We start from the raw sequence: 17,804 nt of genomic DNA on the forward strand, positions 1-17,804 counted from the left end.
CCGGCATCGCGGTGGGGGCGGCGGCCGCCCGCATCCGGCTGCTGCGCGGCACCGCGGAACCACCGCGCGCCGTCGGCCGGGACCGGGTAGCCGGCGCGATCCCGTCGGGCATCATCCCCCGCTGCGCGATCGGCCGCGCCGACGGCCGAAGGACCGCCACATGGCCTTCTCCGCCTCGACCAGCACCATGAGCAGCGCCCCCGCGCCGAGGCAGGCCAACACCTCCGTCGCGCCGATGGCGGCCGTGCCGAAGGCGGACTGGAATGGCGGCAGCCAGGTGAAGGCCGCCTGCAGGGCGGTGACGATCGCCACGCCGATCCAGATCGCCGGCGTGCCGCGCAGCCCCTCAGCCGAGAAGCCCGAGCCGCGCGACTGCCGTGCCGCGAACAGGTAGCCCGCCTCCATCGCCACGATCGCGTTGACCACCAGCGTGCGCGACTGCTCGGTCGACAGCCCCCGGCCGACCGCCCAGAGGTCGATCGCGAAGGTGGCCGCCGCGATCACGCAGGAGACCATGACGACGCGCCAGACCAGCGCCGCCGACAGCAGGGGGGCGCCCGGCCGGCGCGGCGGCCGGGCCATGACGTCGCGCTCCGCGGGCTCGAAGGCCAGCGTCAGGCCGAGCGCCACGGCCGTCACCATGTTGATCCAGAGGATCTGCACCGGCGACATCGGCAGCGCGAAGCCGAGCAGGATGGCCAGAAGCACGACCAGCGATTCGCCGCCATTCGTCGGCAGCGTCCAGGCGATCACCTTCTGCAGGTTGTCGTAGACCGTCCGCCCCTCGCGCACCGCCGCGGCGATGGAGGCGAAGTTGTCATCGGCCAGCACCATCTCGGCCGCCTCCTTTGCGGCCTCGGTGCCCTTCAGGCCCATCGCCACGCCGACATCGGCGCGCTTCAGCGCCGGCGCGTCGTTGACCCCGTCGCCGGTCATGGCGACGACGGCGCCGTTGGCCTGCAGCGCGGTGACCAGGCGCAGCTTCTGCTCGGGGCTGGTGCGCGCGAAGACATCGACCTCGGCGACCGCGGCGCGGAGCGCCTCGTCGTCGAGGCAGTCGAGCGCGGGTCCGGTCAGCACGCGCCGCGTCTCGGCCAGGCCGAGTTGCACGGCGATGGCGCGCGCCGTCCCCGGATGGTCGCCGGTGATCATCTTCACGCGGATGCCGGCCGCGCGGCATTCCGCCACCGCCGCGATCGCCTCCTCCCGGGGCGGATCCAGCAGGCCGACCAGGCCGAGCAGCGTCAGGCTCGGCAGACGGTCCTCGCCGAGCGCGGCGTCGGCTGGCAGCGTGCGCTCCGCCAGCGCAAGGACGCGGAAGCCGCGATCGGCCAGGTCCTGCGCCGCCGCCTCCCAGGATGCCACGTCGATCGGGCAGCTGCCCTCCGCCGCGGCCTCCTCCGCGCAGAGAGCGATCAGGGCCTCGGGCGCGCCCTTGACCGCAAGGTGGCGTCCTCCCCCATCCCGTGCCTCGTGCAGCGTGGCCATCCAGCGGTGGCGCGGGTCGAAGGGAATGGCTTCCAGGCGGTCGGCATCGGCCTCGACGCCCGCGCGCGCCGCAAGCGCGAGCAGCGCGCCCTCCATCGGGTCGCCGGCGACGCGCCACTCGCCGTCCCTTTCCTGCCGCAGGGCAGCGTCGTTGCAGAGCGCCCCGACGCGGGCGATCCGGTTCAGGAGGGCGAGTGCCTCGGGGTCGGGATCGCCGCCCTCGGGGCCGGCGATGGCGGCCTCGGGACCGTAGCCCTTGCCCTCGATCAGCAGCGTCCCGGCCGCGGTGACGACCGCGCCGGCCACCATCTCGTTGTGCGTGAAGGTGCCGGTCTTGTCCGAACAGATGACACCGACGGCGCCCAGCGTCTCGACCGCCGGCAGGCGCCGGATGACGGCATTGCGCGCGGCCATGCCACGCACCCCGATCGCGAGCGTCACCGTGAGGACGGCGGGCAGGCCCTCGGGGATGGCGGCGACGGCGAGGCCCACCACGGCCATGAAGGCGTCCCGGCCCGGCCAGCCGCGCAGCAGCGCTATCGCGAAGGCGCCCGCGGAGAGCGCCAGGATGACGACGGTGATCTGGCGCGCGAAGCTGTTCATCTGCCGGAGCAGCGGCGTCTCGAGCGTCTCGACGCGGGCGAGCATCGCGCTGATCCTGCCGATCTCGGTCGCCGCGCCGGTGGCGACGGCGACGCCGCGCCCCTGACCAGCCACGACCAGCGTGCCGGAAAACAGCATCCCCTGCCGGTCGCCGAGCGGCGCGTCGGCCACCACGGCGCCGAGTTCCTTTCCGACCGGCACGCTCTCGCCCGTGAGCAATGCCTCCTCGACGCGGAGGCCGCGGCCGGAGATGATCCGCAGATCCGCCGGCACGCGATCTCCGGCCTCGACCAGCACGATGTCGCCGGGCACGATGTCGGACGCATCGACGTCGGCGCGCCGGCCATCGCGCAGCACGGCGGCATGCGGGGCGAGCATTCCGCGGATCGCGGCCAGCGCCTCCTCCGCCTTGCCTTCCTGGACGAAGCCCACGATCGCGTTCACCACCACCACGGCCAGGATGACGGCGGCGTCGATCGCATGGCCGAGCAGCGCGCTGATCAGCGCAGCCGCCAGCAGCACGTAGATCAGCAGGTTTCGGAACTGGTCGAGGAAGCGCGGCAGCGCGCCGCGCCGGGGCGGCTCCGGCAGGCGGTTCGGGCCATGCTCGGCAAGCCGCACGGCCGCGGCCGCGGCGTCGAGGCCGGCGCGGGAGGCGCCGAGCCTGTCCAGCACCTCCGGCGCCTCCATGGCGTGCCAGGCGGGCCTCTCGGGCTCGAGGCGGGCTGCATCGACCATGCCGTGGACCTGAAGGCTTCCCGCCGCGCGGTCAACCGTCCTTCACGCGCGGCCGCGACCGCACGGTCGGCGCCGCGTCAGCCGCCGGCGAGGGATGCGAAGGCAAGCCCCGCCAGGGCCGCCAAGGCGCCGACCGCGAGCCGCTGCACCACGCCGCCAATCGGCGGCAGCCCCCGCCCGCGCGCCTTCGCCCAGCCGAGGCCGGCCAGCACGCCCGCCGTCAGCAGCGTGGAGACCGTCAGCGCCGCCCCTGGCCCCGACAGCACCATGAAGGGCAGCAGCGGCGCCACGCCGCCCGCGACATGCGCCGCGCCGCCGAGCAGCCCCGCCCGCGCTGCGCGGCGCGGCTCGGGCTCCTTGAGGTCGAGCTCGAGCCTCATCATGAAGTCGACCCAGCGGGTCTTGTCGGCGCAGACGGCATCGACGGCGAGGCGCAGCGCATCGCCGCGCACGCCGTAGCGGTGCAGGATGGCCGCCACTTCCCAGCGCTCGCGGTCCTCGTACTCGACCGTCTCCTCCTCCTCGCGCCCGCGCTCCAGGGCGTAGTGGGCGGCCTCGTCGCGCGCATCGAGCGCGCGGCCGAGGCCCGCCGCGACGCCTCCCGCGGCCGCGGCGGCGAGCCCCGCGGCCAACACCGCCGCGCCGCCCACGCCGGCGGCGACCAGCCCCGCGGCCAGCGCGAAGGGCACCACCGGGCCCTCGGCGGCGCCGAGGATCAGGTCGCGCACGGCCTCGTGCTGGGTGAAGTGCTTTTCCTCGTGCGGCGGCCCGGGCGGCATGGGCCAGAGCCCGTCGCGGGTGAGTGCCTCGGCGGGCGCGGTCTGCGTCGTCGTCTCCATGCCGCAAGCGTAGCGCGACACGCGCGGCGCGAGTGATTCGCAACTCCACACGGGTTGCCCCTGCTGCGCCCGCCATGCATTACGCTGCGTCCATGGCCGGCGCACCGACAGACCGCATTCCCCTCCACACCGCCCTGCTGCCGCCGATCGGCGTCGCGGCCTGGCTGCTGATCGGCAAGTCGGGGCTCGAGCCGCTGGCGCTGGTGCTGGCCGTCGTGCTGCTCGGCAACGTGGTCGCCGCCGTGCACCACGCCGAGGTCGTGGCCATCCGGATCGGCGAGCCGTTCGGCGCCATCATGCTGGCGCTGGCGGTGACGACGATCGAGGTCGGGATGATCATCTCCCTCATGCTGAGCGGCGAGCCGAAGCCGTCCCTGATGCGGGATTCCGTCCATGCCGTGGTGATGCTGGTGGTGCACGGTCTGGCCGGGCTCTGCATCGTCGTCGGCGCCATCCGCCACCGGGAGGCCGAGTTCAACGTCGAGGGCGCCAATGCCTTCCTGGCCGTGCTGATCCCGATGGCGACGCTGGTGCTGGTGGCGCCGAACTTCATGATCTCGGCGCCGGAATCCTACTACACGCCGCTGCAGCTCGCCTTCGTCGCGGTCGCCTGCCTCGCGCTCTATGCGGCCTTCCTGTTCATCCAGACCAACTGGCACAGGGACTACTTCCTGTCGGACGCCGACGGCGACGGCCAGCCGGACGCCGTCAAGCCGCCGACCGGTCGCATGGCGCTGATGTCCTTCGGGCTGATGTGCATGGCGCTGTTCTCGGTCGTGGTGCTGGCGAAGTCGCTCTCGCCGGCGCTGGAGGACGGCGTAGGCAGCCTCGGCGCGCCGCTCGCCATCGTCGGCGTGATCGTGGCCGCGGTCGTGCTGCTGCCCGAGACGACGGCCGCGGTCCGCGCGGCCCGGGCGAACCGCCTGCAGTCGAGCCTGAACCTGGCCCTCGGCAGCGCCGTCGCCTGCATCGGTCTGACGGTGCCGATCATCGCCGCGCTGTCCTGGTGGATCGGCCAGCCGCTGGAACTCGGGATCTCGGATGGCGCCACGGTGCTGATGCTGCTGGGCTTCCTAGTGGCGATCATCACCTACGGAACGGGGCGGGCCAACGTGCTCTCGGGCATCGTCCACCTGGTGCTGCTCGCGGCCTACGTCTTCTACATCTTCGCGCCCTGAGCGCCGGACGGCGCGCGGTGCGCCGCCCGGCCGAGGGCGCGTTCCAGCATGCGGTGCGCGATCTCGCGCTCCCCCATCACCGTCAGCGTGGCGCCGAGGCGGGCCAGGTGCTCGACCGCCTCCTCGGAATCGGCGCGGGCCAGGATTTCCAGGTCGGGACGTGCCGCGCGCGCCTGCTCGACCACCTGGCCGGCCTCGAAGGGCTCGGGGATGGCCACGAAGATGCGCCGCGCGGCGGCGAGGTCGGCCTCGGCCAGCACCTCGGGGTCGGCGGCGTTGCCGGCGATGACGCGCGCGCCGTCCTTGCGCGCTGCCTCGGCCGCATCCTCGCTCGCCTCGATCACGACCACCTTGCGCCCGGCGGCGGCCAGCCGCCGGCCGACCAGGCCGCCGACGCGGCCGTAGCCGACCAGCACCTCGTGGCCGCCCTCCGCGGCCGGCGGCGGGACGGGCGCTGGCGGGCGCGCCGCGGGCACCGGCACGGGGGATCGCGGCGCCGCCGGCAGTCGCCGATCGACCGCCCAGAACACCAGCGGGTTCAGCAGGATCGAGATGATCGCCCCGGCCAGCACCAGGTCCCGCCCCTCGGCCGGCAGCAGCGCCAGCGACACGCCGAGCCCCGCGAGGATGAAGGAGAATTCGCCGATCTGCGCGAGCGAGGCCGAGATGGTCAGCGCCGTCCCGTGCCCGTGCCCGAACAGGCGCACGATGCCGTACGCCGCCACCGACTTGCCGACCACGATGATCAGCACCGTGGCCACGACGCCGAGCGGGTCGCGCAGCAGCACGCCCGGGTCGAACAGCATGCCGACCGAGACGAAGAACAGCACGGCGAAGGCATCGCGCAGCGGCAGCGCCTCCTCTGCCGCGCGCTGGCTCAGGCGGCTCTCGGACAGCACCATGCCGGCGAAGAAGGCGCCGAGCGCGAAGGAGACGCCGAAAAGCTTCGCCGCCCCGAACGCGACGCCGAGCGCCACGACGTAGACCGCGAGGCGGAACAGCTCCCGCGAGCCGGTATGCGCCACGTAGTGCAGCAGCGCCGGGATCGCGCGACGCCCCACCAGCAGCATGGCCGCGCCGAACAGCCCGACCTTGCCGAAGGTGATGCCGAGCGCGACCGCGATGTCGCGCAGCGACACCGCCCCGGACGACATGGCCGCGGCCAGCGCAGGCAGCAGTACGAGGGCCAGCACCATCGCCAGGTCCTCGACCACGAGCCAGCCGACCGCGATGCGCCCGCGCTCGCTCTCCATCAGGCGGCGTTCCTGCAGCGCGCGGATCAGGACGACGGTGGAGGCGACCGAGAGCGCGAGCCCGAACACCAGCCCCGCCGTCACGCCCCAGCCGAGCAGCAGCGCGAGCCCGAGCCCGAGAAGGACCGCCACCCCGATCTGCACGATCGCGCCCGGAATGGCGATGGCGCCGACCGACATCAGGTCCCGCCACGAGAAATGAAGCCCGACCGCGAACATGAGAAGGATCACGCCGATCTCGGCGAGCTCGACCGCGAGTGCCGCATCCGCCACGAAGCCAGGCGTGAAGGGCCCGACCAGGACGCCGGCCAGCAGGTAGCCCACCAGCGGCGAGACGCGCAGGCGCTGTGCCAGCAGCCCGAGCGCGAAGGCGATGGTCAGGCCGGCGACGATCGTCGCGATCAGGGGCGTCTGGTGGTCCAGCATGGTCGTCTTCCTCGCGCCGCCAACAGTTCGGCCGGAGATGGGGCGCTCGACGACCGATTTCAATAAAATACGTCGATATTGACTTCAGAATTCAAAACTCTATCTGCTGCGCCATGCCCCTTTCCGCCGCGCAATGCCGCGCCGCCCGCGCGCTGCTCGACTGGACCCAGGCCGAGCTTGCCCGGCGGGCCGATGTCAGCCCCGGCACGGTGCGCGGCTTCGAGGTCGGCCGCCACGCGCTCCATCGCGCAACGGCCGCGGCGATCCGCCACGCCTTCGAGGTCGCGGGCCTGGTGCTGCTCGATCCCGGCCAGGATGGGGGGGAGGGCGTTCGCCGCGCCCCCGGCCCAGGTTGCCCGCAGCCCCCCCCGCCTCTATAGCGGCCCGGCCCCAGACCCAGCCGCAGGTGCCCTCACTTGGCCAGCATCGCCCCCACGCCCGACGCCTCCCGGAACCCGGCCCTCGCCGCCCAGGCGGAGATCCTCGCCCGCCCGGCGACCGAGGCCCGCCGGATGGCCGACGCGATCCGCGCCCTCGCGATCGATGGCGTGGAGGCCGCGAAGTCCGGCCATCCGGGCATGCCGATGGGCATGGCCGACGTCGCGACCGTGCTGTTCACGAAGTTTCTCAAATACGACGCCGCCGACCCGCGCTGGGCCGACCGCGACCGCTTCGTGCTCTCGGCCGGGCACGGGTCGATGCTGCTCTATGCCCTGCTGCACCTGACTGGCCATTCCGGCATGGGCATCGAGGAGCTGAAGCGCTTCCGCCAGTTGCACTCACCCGCCGCCGGCCATCCCGAATTCGGCGAGCATCCGGGCATCGAGACCACCACCGGCCCGCTCGGCCAGGGCATCGCGACCGCGGTCGGCATGGCGATGGCCGAGCGCATGACGGCGGCGCGCTTCGGCGCCTCCCTGGTCGACCACCGCACCTGGGTCATCGCCTCGGACGGCGACCTGCAGGAAGGCGTGAGCCACGAGGCGGCGTCGCTCGCGGGGCATTACGGGCTGTCGAAGCTCTGTGTGCTCTGGGACGACAACCACATCTCGATCGACGGCGACACGGCGCTGTCCTTCACCGACGACACGCTGAAGCGCTTCCAGGCCTATGGCTGGGCGGTGCGCCGCGTGGACGGGCACGATCCCGAGGCGCTGGCCGCGGCGATGGCGTGGGCCACGCGCAACCGCCGCCCGACGCTGATCGCCTGCCGCACCATCATCGGCCTCGGCGCGCCCACCAAGGCGGGCACGGCGGGCTCGCACGGCAGCCCGCTCGGCACCGCCGAGGCGGCCGCCGCGAAGGAGGCGCTCGGCTGGACCAGCCCGCCCTTCACGGTGCCCGAGGACCTCAAGGCGGCGTGGGAAGCGGCCGGACGGCGCAGCGCGGGGGCGCGCCGGTCCTGGCTGAAGCGCCTGGCGAAGCACCCCCAGCAGGCGGAATTCGACCGCGCCATGGCCGGCCGCCTGCCGGAATCCTGGCACGAGGCGTTGGCCGCGCTGCGCGCCCGCCACGCCGAGGAGAAGCCAAAGCTCGCAACCCGCGTCGCCAGCCAGCGGGCGTTGGAGGCACTGGTGCCGGCGGTGCCCGAGATGGTCGGCGGCTCGGCCGACCTCACGGGGTCCAACAACACCAACGTGAAGGGCATCCCGGCCATCGCGCCAGGGAACTTCGCCGGTCGCTTCGTCCACTGGGGCGTGCGCGAACACGGCATGGCGGCGGCCATGAACGGCATGGCGCTGCATGGCGGTGTCATCCCCTATTCCGGCACCTTCCTGGTGTTCAGCGACTACATGCGGCCCGCGATCAGGCTCGCCGCGCTGATGCGCCAGCGGGTGATCCACGTGCTGACGCATGACAGCATCGGCCTCGGCGAGGACGGGCCGACGCACCAGCCGGTCGAGCACGTCGCATCCTTGCGCGCCATGCCGAACGTCTTCGTCTTCCGGCCGGCCGATGCCATGGAGACGGCGGAATGCTGGGAACTGGCCGTGAAGCGCGCCGACGGCCCCTCGGTGCTCGCGCTGTCGCGGCAGAACCTGCCGGCGCTGCGCGCCGATGCCGGGGAGAACCGCTGCGCGCGCGGCGGCTACGTGCTGGCCGAGGCCTCGGACGGGTCCGGCAAGCGCCGCGCCACGCTGATCGCCACCGGCTCCGAAGTGCACCTGGCGGTGGCCGCGCGCGACGCGCTGGAGGCCGAGGGCATCCCGACCGCCGTCGTGTCACTGCCCTGCTGGGAGATCTTCGCCGCGCAGGACCAGGGCTACCGCGACCAGGTGCTGGGCGCGGGGATTCGCGTCGGCATCGAGGCCGCGGTCGGCTTCGGCTGGGACCGCTGGCTGGGTGCCGAGGGCATCTTCGTCGGCATGGGCGGCTTCGGCGCCTCGGCGCCGGCCGAGGATCTGTACCGGCATTTCGGCATCACGCCGGAAGCCGTGGCGGCGGCGGTGAAGAAGCGCCTCGCCTGAACCACACGGGAAGGAAGACATCATGGCGGTGAAGGTTGCCATCAACGGGTTCGGCCGCATCGGCCGCCTCGTGCTGCGCGCGCTGGTGGAAAGCGGGCGCACCGACGTCGAATGCGTGGCCATCAACGACCTCGGCAGCGTCGAGGCGAATGCCCACCTGTTCCGCTACGACAGCGTCCATGGCCGCTTCCCGGGCGAGGTGCATGTCGCCGGCGACACGCTGCTGATCAAGCACAACGGGCGCACCTACGGCCCGATCAAGGTGAGCGCGCAGCGCGACCCGACCAAGCTCGACTTCAAGGGCGTGGACGTGGCGCTGGAATGCACCGGCATCTTCACATCGAAGGACAAGGCGGCGCCGCTGCTGGCCGCCGGCGCGCGCAAGGTGCTGATCTCGGCGCCGGGCGACGGCGTCGACGCCACCATCGTCTACGGCGTGAACCACCAGGTCCTGACGAAGGACATGACGGTGGTCTCGAACGCGTCCTGCACCACCAACTGCCTGGCGCCGATGGCCAAGGTGCTGCACGACAATTTCGGCATCCTGCGCGGCTACATGGTCACGATCCACGCCTATACGGGCGACCAGAACACCGTCGACACGCTGCACAAGGACCTGCGGCGCGCCCGTGCGGCGGCGGTCTCCATGATCCCGACCTCGACCGGCGCGGCCAAGGCGGTCGGGCTCGTGATGCCCGAGCTGAAGGGCAAGCTCGACGGCACCGCCATCCGCGTGCCGACGCCCAACGTCTCCCTCGTCTCGCTCGACGTGAACCTGCGCGCCGAGGGCGTGACGAAGGAGAAGGTCAACACCGCGATGCGCGAGGCCGCGGCCGGCGCGCTCAAGGGCGTGCTCGACTACACGGAGGAGGAATTGGTCTCGGTCGACCTGAACCACGTCCCCTTCTCCTGCACCTTCGACGGGTCCCAGACCCAGGTCATCGATGGCGCGCTGGTGCGCGTGATGGGCTGGTACGACAACGAATGGGGCTTCTCGAACCGCATGAGCGACACGGCGGCGCTGTTCGGCAGCCTCTGACCATGCGGCGGCGGCGCCCGTCCCGGGGCGCCGCCGCCCCCGCCGCCATGGCACCCATGCGGCCGGCGCGCTTCCGCCCCGCGCGATCCGCCCCCATGTCTCCGGCCTGATCGGAGCCTGTCCAGCGTGCCGCCTGCCCCACCCCGCCCCGAAGGCAGCCATCTCGGCGCCCTGCTGCGCATCGCGCCCTATCTGTGGCCGAAGGGCGAACGCGAGCTGCGCATCCGCGTCGTCGCGGCGCTCGTGCTGGTCGCCGCGGCCAAGGCGGCCAACGTGCTGGTGCCGATCGCCTATGCCCGGGCGGTGGATGCGCTGGCGCCCCAGTCCGGCGTCGGCGCCGTGGTGGCGGTGCCGGTCGCGCTGCTGCTGGGCTACGGGCTGCTCCGCGTCATGGCCTCGGTCTTCGGGGAATTGCGCAACGCCATCTTCGCCAAGGTGCAGGCGCGCGCCGGGCGGCGCGTGGCACTCGAGGTGTTCGAGCACCTGCACGCGCTGTCCATGCGCTTCCACATGGACCGCGCGACGGGCGGCCTGTCGCGCGTGATCGAGCGCGGCGTGCGTGGCATCGCGACGTCGCTCAACTTCCTGCTGTTCAACATCATCCCGACCATCGTCGAGATCCTGTTCGTCTCGCTCATCCTGTGGTGGATGTTCGCGCTGTCCTTCGCGCTGACGATGCTCGGCACCATCGCGGCCTATGTGACCTTCACGCTCATCTTCACCAACTGGCGCCTGCATTTCCGCCGCCAGATGAACCAGACGGACGAGGAGGCGAACACCAAGGCCGTCGACAGCCTGCTGAACTACGAGACGGTGAAGTACTTCGGCAACGAGGGCCACGAGGCCCGCCGCTACAACGAAAGCCTCACGCGCTACGAGCGCGCCTATGTGCGCTCCGAGACCACGCTCAACATGCTCAACGCCGGCCAGGCCTTCATCATGTCGGTCGGGCTCACGGTGACCATGCTGCTGGCCGGGTCGGGCATCGCGAGCGGCACCATGTCGGTGGGCGACCTGGTCATGGTCAACACCTACCTGATCCAGCTCTATCTGCCGCTCAACATCCTCGGCTTCGCCTATCGCGAGATCAAGCAGGGGCTGACGGACATGGAGCAGATGTTCACGCTGCTCGCCGTGCCAGCCGAGGTGCGCGACGCGCCGGGCGCGCCCGCGCTGGCCAAGGGCCCGGGCGAGATCCGCTTCGAGGACGTGCGCTTCGGCTACCGCCCGGACCGGGAGATCCTGAAGGGCGTGTCCCTGACCGTGCCGCCGGGGCGGGTGCTCGCCATCGTCGGGCCGACGGGGGCGGGCAAGTCCACCATCTCCCGCCTGCTGTTCCGGTTCTACGACGCGACCGGCGGGCGCGTGACCGTCGATGGCCGGGACGTGCGCGACGTGACGCAGTCCAGCCTGCGCGCGGCCATCGGCGTCGTGCCGCAGGACACGGTGCTGTTCAACGACACCATCCGCTACAACATCGCCTATGGCCGCCCCGGCGCCACGGACGCCGAGGTCGAGGCCGCAGCCCGGGCCGCGCAGGTGCATGACTTCGTGGCCCGCCTGCCCGAGGGCTACGCGACCCGCGTGGGCGAGCGCGGCCTCAAGCTCTCGGGCGGGGAGAAGCAGCGCGTCGCGATCGCGCGCACCATCCTCAAGGACCCGCGCATCCTGATCCTGGACGAGGCGACGAGCGCCCTCGACACCCGCACGGAACAGGAGATCCAGGCGGCGCTGCGCGATGTCTCGCGCAACCGCACCACGCTCGTCATCGCGCATCGCCTGTCCACGGTGGTCGACGCGGACGAGATCATCGTGCTGCAGGACGGCCGAATCGCCGAGCGCGGCAGCCATGCCGGGCTCAGCGCCGCCGGCGGCCTCTATGCCGAGATGTGGCGCCGCCAGGCCGAGGCCGTCGCCGCCGCGGAAGCCGCCGCCCGCGCCCAGGCCGAGGCCGACCTCGACCGGCCGCGCGGCCGCCTCGGCGAATCGCCGGCGTGACGCCGGGGGTTACCCAGCCCCCGCCCCCGCCCCATCTGCCCCGAACGACGCAAGGAGAAGACCGATGCAGCAGGACCCCGACGGCATGGCGCCCGAGGATCTGAGCCACGCCGGGTCGGTCGTGGACAAGGCGATCGAATACATGATCGAACAACGGATCGCGCCGATCTCGATCGCCTCGGCGCTGCTCGGCGGCGCGCTCGGCCTGCTCGCCCGCAGCATGGACGACCGCGCGGTGGCCGCCGTGCTGCGCAACGCCCTCGCCTCGGTCGAGAGCGGGGAACTGGCAGAGGCGCGCGCGCAGCCGCCCGCCACGCCGGACGCCTGAGGCCCGACGGCGCGGCCGCCGAGGCTTGACGCCGGGCGACCGCTGCGCCAAACACCGCGCCTTCCTCGGTTCCACCCGCGCGCGGGGCTTCGCCCGCGCGCCATCATTGTTTCGGGATATTCGCCATGGCCCGCCGCTGCGGCATCACCGGCAAGGGCGTTCTGACGGGCAACAACGTCAGCCACGCCAACAACAAGACCCGCCGGCGCTTCCTGCCCAACCTGCAGGAAACCTCCTTCTGGTCGGACGTGCTGGGCACGCCGATCAAGATCCGGCTGTCCACGCACGGCATCCGCACGGTCGAGCACAATGGCGGGCTCGACGCATTCCTGCTCGGCACGCCGGACCGCAAGCTGGCGGGGGAAGCGCTGGTGCTGAAGCGCCGCATCACCCGCGCCAAGGCAAAGAAGGCGGCCTGACGGCCCTTTCCGGTCCCCGGGCACACGATAAAGGGCGGCGCCCCGCGGGGCGGACGCCCTTTTCTTTTGCGCGGGGGCCAAGCACCGCTGACAGGTCGGGGGAGGAGAACCTCCCCCGATCCCCGTCCCTTCCTTTTCTTCGGGTGCCCAACCGGGAAGGCCGGCGCCAAGTGCCAAAGAAGGTTGAGGGGGGCGGGGGGAGAAGTTCCCTTCTACCCCCGGCCCCTTTGGTCGGTTGACGGCCTCAGGCCTCGCCCACGCAGTCCAGCATCGACGCCGCCAGCGCGTCGGCCGGGGCCTTGCCGCCCCAGAGCACGAACTGGAAGGCGGGGAAGAACCGCTCGCATTCCGTGATGGCGATGTCGACCATGTCCTCGAGGCTCTCGGCCGAGGCCGAGGGCGACCCGCGCAGCAGCACGGAATGGCGGAAGACCGGGACGCCGTCCTCCACCTCGATGCCGAAATGGCCGATCCAGAGCCGGTCATTGGCCAGCGCCAGCAGTTCATAGAGCTTGTCGCGGCGGTCCGCCGGCACCTTCAGGTCGAAGGCGCAGGTGAAGGCCATGGCGCTGATTTCGTGCGACCAGGAAAAATGCAGGCCGTAGTCGCACCACTTCCCGGGCGCCTCGGCAGCCATCTCCCCGTCCGAACGGCGCTCGAAGGCCCATTCATTCGCGGCGATGATCTGTTCGAGGATATCGAGAGGGTTCGAGGAACGGTCGCGGTCCATACCGATCGAGGCGGACATGCGGCACCTCCTTGCCCGAGGCCACCGCCCGGTTCCCCACAAGATATGGTGGGCGAATCGGGCGGCCTCATACGAGGGGCAGATTACGCAGACGCGGAATCGCCTCGCAACCCCGCAGAAGTTGCAAAATCTTCTTCAGACGTCGGGTGAGGCGCCGGTGCCGGTCTCGAGCGCCGCCAGCCGGTGCTCCAGCTCGGCCACGCGGGCCTCCAGGGCCTCGGCCTGCTCCCGCGCGCGGCGGGCGACCTCCATCGCGGCGTCGAGTTCCTCCCGCTTCACGAGGTCGAGCCGGCGCACCACCGCCTCGGCCTGGGACTTCGCCATGGCCTCGGCCTCGGTCCTGAGGCCCGCCAGCACCGAGAAGGCGCCGCCGGCGACACCCGCCAGGTCGTCCATGAACTTACCGCGGCCACTCTCGCCTGCCATGCGTCGTCTCCCTCGCGGCGCGCCGCGGCGCCTGATGTTCCGGGCGTCCGCCTTGCGGCGCCGTCCCGCCGGGGCCTATACCCGCCGCCGACGCCCCTCAAGGCCCGCGCGGCGGAAAACCCGATCATGCATATCGTCACCGGCGGAGCCGGTTTCATCGGCTCCAACCTCGTCGCGGCGCTTTGCGCCGGCGGTGAGGAAGTGGTGGTGGTGGACCGGCTGCGCCAGGGCACGAAGTGGCGCAACCTCGCCAGGCACGGCATCGCCGGCATCGTGGCGCCCGGGGACCTGCCCGGCTTCCTCGCCCGCCGGCCGCCGGTGCGCACGCTGTTCCACATGGGCGCCGTCAGTGCGACCACCGAGACCGACGGCGACCTCGTGGCCGCGACCAACATCGCGCTGCCGCAGATGCTATGGGACTGGTGCGCGGGCGCGGGCGTGCCCTTCGTCTATGCGTCATCCGCCGCGACCTACGGCGACGGCAGCGAGGGCTTCGACGACGACGCCTCCCCCGCCTCGCTGGCCCGGCTCACGCCGCTCAACCTCTATGGCTGGTCCAAGCTCGCCTTCGACCGGCGCGTCGCGCAGATGCTGGCGCTCGGCCGGCCGCGGCCGCCGCTCTGGGCGGGCCTGCGCTTCTTCAACGTCTATGGGCCGAACGAGCACCACAAGGGCCGCATGGCGTCCGTCGTGCTGCACAAGTTCAACCAGGTCATGCGGGGCGAGGCCGCGACGCTCTTCGCCTCCGACCGCACCGGCATCGCGGATGGCGAGCAGAAGCGCGACTTCGTCCATGTGCGCGACTGCGTCGCGGCGATGCTCTGGCTCGCGCGCAATCCGCAGGCCTCGGGCCTCTACAATGTGGGCTCGGGGACCGCGCGGACCTTCCTCGACCTGACGCGCGCGATCTTCGCGGCGCTGGGCCGCGAGCCCGGGATCCGCTTCGTGCCGATGCCCGACGACCTGAAGGGCAGGTACCAGTATTTCACCGAGGCGCGGATGGACCGCCTGCACGCCGCCGGCTTCGACCACCCGCCGACCCCGCTCGAGGACGGCGTCCGGTCCTATGTGCAGGACGTGCTGCTGAACGCCGAGGACCCCTACGCCTGATGTTCTTCGCCATCCCCTTCCCCGCCATCGACCCCGTGCTGATCGAGGTCGGGCCGCTCGTCATCCGCTGGTACGCGCTCGCCTACATCGCGGGCATCGTGCTCGGCTGGCGGCTCGCGCGCGTGCTCGTGAGCCGCGCGCCCAAGGTCGCGACGGCCGAGCAGGTGGACGACTTCGTCACCTGGGTGACGCTCGGCATCATCCTGGGCGGCCGGCTCGGCTACGTGCTGTTCTACCGCCCCGGCTACTACGTGACCGCGCCATGGGAGGCGCTGTACGTCTGGCAGGGCGGCATGTCCTTCCACGGCGGCGCGATCGGCGTGATCGTCGCAGCCTGGCTGTTCGCACGCCGCAACGGCATTGACTGGGTGGCCTTCGCCGACCGGATCGTCTGCGTCGTGCCAATCGGGCTGTTCTTCGGGCGCTGCGCCAACTTCATCAACGGGGAGCTCTGGGGCCGCGTCTCCGACGTGCCCTGGGCGATGGTCTTCCCGACCGGCGGGCCGGACCCGCGCCACCCGTCCCAGCTCTACCAGGCGGCCCTCGAGGGGCTCTGCCTCTTTGCCCTGCTCATGTGGCTCGCGCGCAGCGAATGGGTGCGGGCGCGGCCCGGCATCCTCTCCGGCGCCTTCCTGGTGGGCTACGGCGTCGCGCGCATCATCGGCGAATTCTTCCGCCAGCCCGACGCGCATCTCGGCTTCCTGTTCGCGGGCGCGACCATGGGGCAGCTCCTGTCGGTGCCGATGATCCTGCTCGGTGCCTGGCTCATCCAGCGCGGAAGGGCGCGGCATGTCTGACCTGAACCTGACGCCCCGCGCCGCCGGGGCAGGGCGCGCCGAACCCGCGCCCGAGCGGCTCGAACCCATGCCCGAGCGGCTCGACCGCTTCATGCGCCGCGCCGCCGCCGCCTACTACGCCGGCCGCGAGCCCTTCGGCGCCGGCGGGGACTTCACCACCGCCCCCGAGATGACCCAGGCCTTCGGGGAATGCCTCGGCCTCTGGGCGGCGATCGCCTGGCAGGGGATGAACCGGCCGGAGCGGGTCGCGCTGGTGGAACTCGGCCCGGGGCGCGGCACGCTCATGGCGGATGCGCTGCGCGCGATCGCGGAGATGGCGCCGGGCTTCCGCGCCGCGCTCCGCGTGCACCTGGTCGAGACCTCGCCCCGCCTGCGCCAGGCGCAGGCCGACCGGCTCGGCACGGCCGTCACCGCCTGGCACGACGACATCGGCAGCCTGCCGCAGGTCCCCTCCATCATCCTCGCCAACGAATTCCTCGATGCGCTGCCGATCCGCCAGTTCGTCCGCCGCGGCGGGCGCTGGATGGAACGCTTCGTCGCGGGCGGCGCCTTCGAGGAGCACCCCGCCGAGGCCGCGCCCCCCCTGCCCGCCGAGGCGGAGGAAGGCGCGGTGCAGGAGGTGAACGAGCCCGCCCGCGCCGTCGTCGCAGCACTCGGCGCCCATGTCGCGGCGCATGGCGGCGTCGCGCTCTTCCTCGACTACGGTCCGGAGCAGGGCGGCTTCGGCGACAGCCTGCAGGCGATGAGCGCGCAGGGCAGCGCCGACCCGCTGGCCGCGCCGGGTGCCGCGGACATCACCGCCCATGTCGATTTCGCCGCCCTGGCCGAGGCCGGGCGCGCGGCCGGCGCCACCGTGCTCGGGCCGCTGCCGCAGGGGGTGTTCCTGGCCCGGCTCGGCCTGTTCAGCCGCGCCGCGATCCTCGCCCGCATGGACCCGGCGCGCGCCGCGCAGCATCTGGCCGCCGCGCAGCGCCTGGCGGCACCGGAACACATGGGGCGCTTGTTCAAGGCGCTCTGCCTCTGCCACCCCGAGGTCCTGCCCCTGCCCGGTTTCGAGGAGCCCTGATGGCCGAGTTCGTCACCGCCGCCGCCCTCGCGGACAGGCCCGGCCTCGCGCATGGCTTCTTCACGCGCCGCGGCGGCGTGTCCTCCGGTGGCTTCGCGGCGCTGAACTGCTCGCTGTCGGGCCGCGACGACGCCGATTCGGTGCAGGAGAACCGGCGCCGCGCGGCCGATGCGCTCGGCCTGCCGGGCGGTGCGCTGGTCGGGCTGACGCAGGTGCATGGCGATGCGGTCGCGCTGCTCGACACCCCCTGGCCCGAGGCCGACCGCCCCCGCGCCGACGCCGTGGTGACGCGCCGCCCCGGCCTTGCGCTCGGCATCGTCACGGCGGATTGCGCGCCGGTTCTGTTTGCCGACCCCGAGGCCGGCGTGATCGGCGCCGCCCATGCCGGCTGGCGCGGCGCGGTCGCGGGCGTGCTGGAGGCGACGGTCGCGGCGATGGTCGGCCAGGGCGCCGCGCGGCACCGCATCCTGGCGGCGGTCGGCCCCTGCATCCGCCAGCCCTCCTACGAGGTCGCAGCGGACCTGCGCGACGCCGTGCTGGCGCGCGACGCCGCCGATGCCCGCTTCTTCGCCGAAGGCGCCCGGCAGGACCGCTGGCAGTTCGACCTCGCGGGCTATTGCGCCGCGCGCCTGGCCGCCGCCGGCGTGGCGGTCGAGGTCACGCCGCACGACACCCTGCCGGCCACCGACACCTTCTTCAGCCATCGCCGCAACACGCTGGCCGGCGGCGGGCCGATCGGGCACCAACTCTCCGCCATCGCGATCCTGGCATGATGCCGCGCGGTTGCAGGCCGCCGGCGCCGCCCCAATAGGATGCCCCATGCCGTATGTCCTGATGTTCGCCGCGATGCTGGTCCTGACGCTGCTCGTGGCCTGCGTGG

General features: G+C 72.5%; 16 protein-coding genes. 11 read left to right on the plus strand and 5 right to left on the minus strand.

Going from position 1 to position 17,804, the window contains the following annotated elements; translation table 11 throughout:
* Positions 1 to 111: 111 nt before the first annotated feature.
* Positions 112 to 2,829 (minus strand): HAD-IC family P-type ATPase, encoded by a 2,718-nt coding sequence (locus tag E8M80_RS14185; RefSeq protein WP_137126355.1) that lies wholly within the window; start codon positions 2,827 to 2,829, stop codon positions 112 to 114.
* A gap of 77 nt (positions 2,830 to 2,906) precedes the next feature.
* Complete coding sequence (locus E8M80_RS14190; RefSeq protein ID WP_137126356.1) at positions 2,907 to 3,668, minus strand: VIT1/CCC1 transporter family protein; 762 nt, start codon at positions 3,666 to 3,668, stop codon at positions 2,907 to 2,909.
* A 92-nt stretch (positions 3,669 to 3,760) separates the two neighbouring features.
* On the opposite strand from E8M80_RS14190, the gene E8M80_RS14195 reads away from it, so the two are divergent.
* A complete protein-coding gene (locus E8M80_RS14195; RefSeq protein WP_137126357.1) occupies positions 3,761 to 4,846 on the plus strand; it encodes a calcium:proton antiporter in 1,086 nt (361 codons plus the stop codon).
* On the opposite strand, the gene ybaL is transcribed toward E8M80_RS14195, so the two are convergent.
* Positions 4,828 to 6,522: a YbaL family putative K(+) efflux transporter gene (ybaL, locus tag E8M80_RS14200; protein ID WP_137126407.1), complete on the minus strand. Its 1,695-nt coding sequence runs from the start codon at positions 6,520 to 6,522 to the stop codon at positions 4,828 to 4,830. The two genes, E8M80_RS14195 and ybaL, sit on opposite strands and share 19 nt — an antisense overlap.
* 116 nt (positions 6,523 to 6,638) lie before the next feature.
* Between ybaL and E8M80_RS14205 the strand changes: the two genes are divergently transcribed.
* The 6 genes from E8M80_RS14205 (at position 6,639) to rpmB (ending at position 12,777) form a co-directional block, all read left to right on the plus strand.
* Positions 6,639 to 6,905 (plus strand): helix-turn-helix transcriptional regulator, encoded by a 267-nt coding sequence (locus E8M80_RS14205; protein ID WP_137126358.1) that lies wholly within the window; start codon positions 6,639 to 6,641, stop codon positions 6,903 to 6,905.
* A gap of 45 nt (positions 6,906 to 6,950) precedes the next feature.
* Entirely contained in the window at positions 6,951 to 8,993 is a 2,043-nt protein-coding gene (gene tkt, locus E8M80_RS14210) for a transketolase (protein WP_255467529.1), read from the plus strand.
* Between the two features lie 22 nt (positions 8,994 to 9,015).
* Complete coding sequence (gene gap, locus E8M80_RS14215; protein ID WP_137126360.1) at positions 9,016 to 10,032, plus strand: type I glyceraldehyde-3-phosphate dehydrogenase; 1,017 nt, start codon at positions 9,016 to 9,018, stop codon at positions 10,030 to 10,032.
* 126 nt (positions 10,033 to 10,158) lie between these two features.
* Entirely contained in the window at positions 10,159 to 12,030 is a 1,872-nt protein-coding gene (locus tag E8M80_RS14220; RefSeq protein WP_240790038.1) for an ABC transporter ATP-binding protein/permease, read from the plus strand.
* Positions 12,031 to 12,094: 64 nt separating this feature from the next.
* Positions 12,095 to 12,358: a hypothetical protein gene (locus tag E8M80_RS14225; RefSeq protein WP_137126361.1), complete on the plus strand. Its 264-nt coding sequence runs from the start codon at positions 12,095 to 12,097 to the stop codon at positions 12,356 to 12,358.
* Positions 12,359 to 12,483: 125 nt separating this feature from the next.
* The gene (gene rpmB / locus E8M80_RS14230; protein WP_137126362.1) at positions 12,484 to 12,777 is read left to right on the plus strand and encodes a 50S ribosomal protein L28; all 294 of its coding nucleotides are present in this window, start codon (positions 12,484 to 12,486) and stop codon (positions 12,775 to 12,777) included.
* A 244-nt stretch (positions 12,778 to 13,021) separates the two neighbouring features.
* Here rpmB and E8M80_RS14235 read toward each other — a convergent pair whose 3' ends face one another.
* Positions 13,022 to 13,525, minus strand: a complete 504-nt coding sequence (locus E8M80_RS14235; RefSeq protein WP_137126363.1) for a YbjN domain-containing protein — start codon at positions 13,523 to 13,525, stop codon at positions 13,022 to 13,024.
* Positions 13,526 to 13,660: 135 nt separating this feature from the next.
* On the minus strand, positions 13,661 to 13,951 hold the full coding sequence (locus E8M80_RS14240) for an accessory factor UbiK family protein (protein WP_137126364.1): 291 nt from the start codon (positions 13,949 to 13,951) through the stop codon (positions 13,661 to 13,663).
* Between the two features lie 126 nt (positions 13,952 to 14,077).
* On the opposite strand from E8M80_RS14240, the gene rfaD reads away from it, so the two are divergent.
* The 4 genes from rfaD (at position 14,078) to pgeF (ending at position 17,697) form a co-directional block, all read left to right on the plus strand.
* A complete protein-coding gene (gene rfaD / locus E8M80_RS14245) occupies positions 14,078 to 15,061 on the plus strand; it encodes an ADP-glyceromanno-heptose 6-epimerase (protein WP_137126365.1) in 984 nt (327 codons plus the stop codon).
* A complete protein-coding gene (lgt, locus tag E8M80_RS14250) occupies positions 15,061 to 15,858 on the plus strand; it encodes a prolipoprotein diacylglyceryl transferase (protein WP_137126366.1) in 798 nt (265 codons plus the stop codon). Before rfaD ends, lgt begins: the two co-directional genes overlap by 1 nt.
* 67 nt (positions 15,859 to 15,925) lie before the next feature.
* A complete protein-coding gene (locus E8M80_RS14255; RefSeq protein ID WP_137126409.1) occupies positions 15,926 to 16,924 on the plus strand; it encodes an SAM-dependent methyltransferase in 999 nt (332 codons plus the stop codon).
* Positions 16,924 to 17,697, plus strand: coding sequence for a peptidoglycan editing factor PgeF (gene pgeF, locus E8M80_RS14260; RefSeq protein ID WP_137126367.1), 774 nt, complete (start codon positions 16,924 to 16,926; stop codon positions 17,695 to 17,697). Before E8M80_RS14255 ends, pgeF begins: the two co-directional genes overlap by 1 nt.
* The last annotated feature ends 107 nt before the right edge of the window (positions 17,698 to 17,804 follow it).

This window comes from Roseomonas sp. HF4, assembly GCF_005222755.1.
Classification (GTDB): Bacteria; Pseudomonadota; Alphaproteobacteria; order Acetobacterales; family Acetobacteraceae; genus Neoroseomonas.